At 68.9% G+C, this 5,062-nt stretch carries 5 protein-coding genes; 4 read left to right on the forward strand and 1 reads right to left on the reverse strand.

Translation table 11 applies throughout. The annotated features are described in order from the left end of the window. Nucleotides 1-53: 53 nt before the first annotated feature. On the forward strand, nt 54-1,688 hold the full coding sequence (locus ACE026_RS20010) for an NAD+ synthase (RefSeq protein ID WP_121039234.1): 1,635 nt from the start codon (nt 54-56) through the stop codon (nt 1,686-1,688). 147 nt (nt 1,689-1,835) lie between these two features. Here the strand turns inward: ACE026_RS20010 and ACE026_RS20015 are convergent, their stop codons facing one another. Then, on the reverse strand, nt 1,836-2,720 hold the full coding sequence (locus tag ACE026_RS20015; protein WP_486040572.1) for an outer membrane protein assembly factor BamD: 885 nt from the start codon (nt 2,718-2,720) through the stop codon (nt 1,836-1,838). A gap of 116 nt (nt 2,721-2,836) precedes the next feature. On the opposite strand from ACE026_RS20015, the gene rluD reads away from it, so the two are divergent. From rluD to ACE026_RS20030, 3 genes are read left to right on the forward strand one after another with little or no spacing between them, the layout of a single operon-like run. Then, nucleotides 2,837-3,832 (forward strand): 23S rRNA pseudouridine(1911/1915/1917) synthase RluD, encoded by a 996-nt coding sequence (gene rluD / locus ACE026_RS20020; RefSeq protein WP_123730367.1) that lies wholly within the window; start codon nt 2,837-2,839, stop codon nt 3,830-3,832. Continuing rightward, nucleotides 3,832-4,620 (forward strand): peptidoglycan editing factor PgeF, encoded by a 789-nt coding sequence (gene pgeF, locus ACE026_RS20025; protein WP_486040573.1) that lies wholly within the window; start codon nt 3,832-3,834, stop codon nt 4,618-4,620. Before rluD ends, pgeF begins: the two co-directional genes overlap by 1 nt. Further along, complete coding sequence (locus tag ACE026_RS20030) at nt 4,605-5,042, forward strand: thiol-disulfide oxidoreductase DCC family protein (protein WP_486040574.1); 438 nt, start codon at nt 4,605-4,607, stop codon at nt 5,040-5,042. Before pgeF ends, ACE026_RS20030 begins: the two co-directional genes overlap by 16 nt. Nucleotides 5,043-5,062 lie beyond the last annotated feature (20 nt).

Below are 5,062 nucleotides of genomic sequence, written 5' to 3' on the forward strand. Positions count from 1 at the left end.
CCCCCCCCCCCCGGCACTACAATGAGCGCAGTACACCTACAGGCTGGACCCCCATGACGTCCCTCCGCATTGCCCTGGCGCAGTTCGATTTTCCGGTTGGCGCAGTGGCGCAGAACACCGACACCATCATCGCCATGATCGCCGAGGCGCGCGATGAGTACGGTGCCGAGCTGGTGGTGTTCCCCGAGCTGGCGATCAGCGGCTACCCGCCGGAGGATCTGCTGCTGCGGCCGGGCTTCCTGTACGACTGCCAGCAGGCGCTGGAGCGCATCGCCGCAGCCACCACCGGCATTGCCGCCGTGGTCGGTTGGCCGCAGGCCGCCGGTGCGGTGGTCTACAACGCGGCCAGCGTGCTGCGCGATGGCAAGGTCGAACACACCTACCGCAAGCGCGAGCTGCCCAACTACGCGGTGTTCGATGAGCGCCGCTACTTTGATGTCGATCCGGACGGCGGCAGCTGCGTGTTCGAGCTGAAGGGCGTGCCGGTGGGCGTGCTGGTCTGCGAAGACCTGTGGTTCGCCGAGCCGCTGGCCGATACCGTCCGTGCGGGCGCGCAGCTGGTGGTGGTGCCCAACGCCTCTCCCTACGAGCGTGGCAAGCATGCCCAGCGCGATGCGCTGCTGGCCGAGCGTACCCGCGAGAGCGGGGCGGCGATCGCTTACCTCAATGTGGTGGGCGGCCAGGACGCGCTGGTGTTCGACGGTGCCTCGGTCGTCGCTGACGGCGATGGCACGGTGCATCCGGCGGCTGCGGCGTTCACCGACCAGTGGCTGGTGGTGGATTACGACGCCGGCACCCGCCGCTTCCTGCCTCGCGAGTGGATCGACGACGGCGACGAGAGCATGGATGCGCTGGCCTGGCGCGCGGTGACCCGCGGGATCCAGGATTACTGCCGCAAGAACGGCTTCAAGAAGGTCTGGCTGGGCCTGTCTGGCGGCATCGATTCGGCCCTGGTGCTGGCGATGGCGGTGGACGCGCTGGGCGCAGCCAATGTCACCGCGGTGCGGCTGCCGTCGCGCTACACGGCGGATATGTCCAACGACCTGGCGGCCGAACAGTGCCGCGCGTTGGGGGTGACGCTGGAGGCGGTCTCGATCGAGCCGGTGTTCGAGGGCCTGATGGCTGCGCTCGGCCCGATGTTCGAGGGGCAGGCGGCCGATGTGACCGAAGAGAATCTGCAGTCGCGCAGCCGCGGCGTGATCCTGATGGCGCTGTCCAACAAGTTCGGCGGGCTGCTGCTGACCACCGGCAACAAGAGCGAGTACGCGGTGGGCTACGCGACCATCTACGGCGACATGTGTGGCGGCTATGCCCCGCTCAAGGACCTCTACAAGACGGAGGTGTTCGGGCTCTCCAAGTGGCGCAATACCGTGGGCGGCGCCCCGGTGATCCCGCCGGCGGTGATTTCCCGCCCGCCCTCGGCCGAGCTGCGCGCCAACCAGACCGACCAGGACTCGCTGCCGGCCTACGATGTGCTGGATGGCATCCTGTACCGCTATGTGGACCAGGAGCAGTCGCGCGAGGAGATCGTGGCCGCCGGCTACGCCGCCGAGGTGGTGGACCGTGTGCTGCGTCTGGTGCGCACCAGCGAGTGGAAGCGCCACCAGGCCGCCCCGGGCCCGAAGGTCTCGCGCCGGGCGTTCGGGCGTGAACGGCGCTACCCGATCAGCAATGGGTACAAGGGCTGAGACGCCAGCAGGTAAGCGCCGGCCGTTGGTCGGGGTGACCGCAAAGAGCAGCCGACCAACGGTCGGCTCTACCGGCGTCGCTGCCGCGACGCCTCCGTCGGCGTCGCCGCCGGGTACTGAAAAAGGCCCCTTTCGGGGCCTTTTTTATTACTTGCGGTTCATCGTGGCGTTGCGTTCACCGGTACTGGCGGACTTCTCGCCGGCAAACGGGTTCAGCTTGCGGACCATCCACGGGTACTTCGGCCACTTGCCCTGCAACCAGGGGTGGTCGGGCTGGTTCAGCTCGAGCACGCGGCGGGCATCGTCGGCCAGGGTCTTGTTGCCCAGGTGGGTGTAAGCCTCGCCCAGGGCGGCCACGGCGTCGTACTGGAACGCGCTCTGCGGGTAGTTCTCCAGCAGGAAGTTGGCGCGGCCAACAGCCGAGACGTACGCCTCGCGGCGCAGGTAGTACAGGGCGTTGTCCAGCTCGTACTGGGCGAACACGTCGCGCAGGGCGATCATCCGCTGGCGCGCATCGGCGGCGTAGCGGCTGTTGGGGTAGCGCTCGGTGATGATGGTGAAATCGGCATAGGCCTGGCGCGGGCTCGACAGGTCACGGCGGCTCGGGTCCAGCGACCAGACGCGGCGCAGGAAGACCGTGTCGCGGTTGCCGTTGGCCAGGCCACGCAGGTAGTACAGGTAGGCGATGTTGCGGTGGGTCGGGTAGGTACGGATGAAGCGGTCCACGCTGGACACCGCGTCATCGTGCTTGCCGGCCTTGTACTGCGCATAGGCGCTTTCGATCATGGCCTGTTCGGTATACGGGCCATACGGGTACTGGGCCACCAGGCGGCGGAAGCTGGCTTCGGCACCGCTCCAGTTCCCCCCTTCCATGAGCTTGTGGCTCTTCTCATAGAGCGTTTCGACCGGCAGGCCTTCATCCGGATTCTTGCCCTTGGTACCGCGGTGACAGCCGGTGGCGACGAAGAGCAGCACCAGCATCAGGGCGGCGAGGCGGACGGGCGCGGACAGCATAACGGAGCGTCGGATCATGGGGTCAGGGCGGGACGCGGCTGGAATACGAAGGGTCGATGATAGCCTAGTGGCCTGTCCCGCGACTGAAACTGGTCGCCCGGACCCCAAAATTGTCCCTATTGCGGTGTACCCCCATGTCCGATACCCCTGCTGATTCCGATTCCCCCCGCCAGGCCATCGTGCCCGATACCGCTGCTGGCCGGCGTTTCGACGCCGTCCTGGCCGAGCTGTTCCCCGAATTCTCCCGGTCCAAGCTGACCGAGTGGATCAAGTCCGGCGACGTCCTGCTGGACGGTGACACCGTGCGCGGGCGCGACCCGGTGCGCGGGGGCGAGGTGGCCAGCCTGCATGTCGTTCTCGACACCCAGACCCACGCCGAGCCGGAGGACATCCCGCTGGAGGTCCTGTACGAGGACGAGCATGTGTTCGTGATCAACAAGCCGGTCGGCCTGGTGGTCCACCCCGGCGCGGGCAACCCGACCGGCACTCTGGTCAATGCGCTGCTGTTCCGCGATCCCTCGCTGTCGGTATTGCCGCGTGCGGGCATCGTGCACCGCCTGGACAAGGACACCAGCGGGGTGATGGTCATCGCCCGCACGATCCAGGCGCAGACCGCGCTGGTCGAGCAGCTCTCGGCACGTGAAGTGCATCGCCAGTACCTGGCCGTGGTGGTGGGTGCGCTGGTCTCCGGCGGCACCGCCACCGCCGGTATCGACCGCCACCCGCGCGACCGCATCCGCATGGCCGTGCGCGAAGACGGCAAGGAAGCGATCACCCATTACCGCCTGCGCGAGCGTTTCCGTGCGCACACGGCGCTGGAGTGCCGCCTGGAAACCGGCCGTACCCACCAGATCCGCGTGCACATGGCGCACCTGCGTCATCCGATCATCGGCGATCAGCTGTATGGCGGCGCGCTGAAACTGCCCAAGGGCGCCAGCGAGGAGCTGGTGGCCGAACTGCGCGGCTTCAAGCGCCAAGCGCTGCACGCCGAAACGCTGGAGTTCGTGCACCCGATCACCGGCGAGAAGATCACCAACAGTGCGCCGCCGCCGGCCGACATGCAGGCGCTGCTGCACGCCCTGCGCGAAGACAGCAAGCGCTTCGCCGAGCAGGAACGCAACCGCCGCTGATGGACACCAACGTGCCCGTGCTGCCTGTGCTGCCCGCCGACTGGCAGGCCCCGAGCGGGGTCCATGCGCTGACCACCCTGCGCTTCGGCGCGGGCGGTTCAGTGGCGCCGTTCGACCAGTTCAACATGGGCAACCGCTACGCCGCCGACGGGGATGACCCGGCACAGGTGCAGCGCAACCGCGACCTGCTCGTGCCCGGGCTGGGCCTGCCCTCGGCCCCGCATTGGCTGCGCCAGGTGCATGGCACCGGCGTGCGTCGCTTCACCGCGCCGCCGACGGCTGTTGGCGGCGAGGCTGAACCCACCGCCGATGCCGCCGTGACCTCGGTCCCGGGCGTGGTGCTGGCCATTCTCACCGCCGATTGCCTGCCGGTGGTCTTCGCCGCCCGCGAGGGCGGTGAGATCGGCGCCGCCCATGCCGGGTGGCGTGGGCTGGCCGACGGCATGCTGGAGGCCACCGTGGCCGCCATGCAGACCCCGGCTGCGCAGCTGCAGGCCTGGCTGGGGCCTGCGGCCGGGCCCGCGCTGTATGAGATCGGCGAGGACGTGTTCGAGGCTTTCGTCGAGCGCGACGAGGGCGCCGCGGCTGCCTTCGTGGCAACCCGGCCGGGGCACTGGAAGGTGGACCTGTACGCGCTGGCCCGCCGGCGCCTGCAGTCCGCAGGCCTGGACGCGGCACATATCAGTGGTGGGCAGTACTGCACCCTGGCGGACCCGCAGCGGTTCTACTCGCATCGGCGCGACCGCCGCACCGGGCGCATGGCGACCCTGGCGTGGCTCGCGCCCTGACCGTTGGACAGACGGTGAGTGGCGCGGCCGATGCGGTCATCGTGTTCGACGGCGTCTGCGCACTGTGCAGCCGCTGGGTGCGGTTCCTGCTGCGCTTTGATACGCGTGGCCGCTATCGTTTCGCCGCGATGCAGGGCACACAGGGGCGCGCTCTGCTGCAGGCGCACGGGCTGGATCCGGAGGACCCATCGTCGTTCCTGCTGCTCGAACAGGGGCGCGCATGGACGGACACCGACGCGATCCTCCGCGTGCTGACGGGGCTGGGCGGTGCATGGCGTCTGGTGCGCGTGTTGCGCTGGTTGCCACGCGGGCTGCGCGACCGCGCCTACCGCGCGCTGGCGCGCAACCGGTATCGGTGGTTCGGTCGTCACGACACGTGTTTCCTGCCGACACCGGCGCAGGCGGCGCGGTTTCTGGACTGACGGGGGGCGCGCTGCCGGCC

It is taken from the genome of Stenotrophomonas sp. AGC87 (genome assembly GCF_057333975.1).

Coding starts and splice junctions, on each gene's coding strand:
- ACE026_RS20010 (WP_121039234.1), top strand. CDS start 54: ATGACGTCCCTCCGCATTGCCCTGGCGCAGTTCGATTTTCCGGTTGGC.
- ACE026_RS20015 (WP_486040572.1), bottom strand. CDS start 2,720: ATGATCCGACGCTCCGTTATGCTGTCCGCGCCCGTCCGCCTCGCCGCC.
- rluD (WP_123730367.1), top strand. CDS start 2,837: ATGTCCGATACCCCTGCTGATTCCGATTCCCCCCGCCAGGCCATCGTG.
- pgeF (WP_486040573.1), top strand. CDS start 3,832: ATGGACACCAACGTGCCCGTGCTGCCTGTGCTGCCCGCCGACTGGCAG.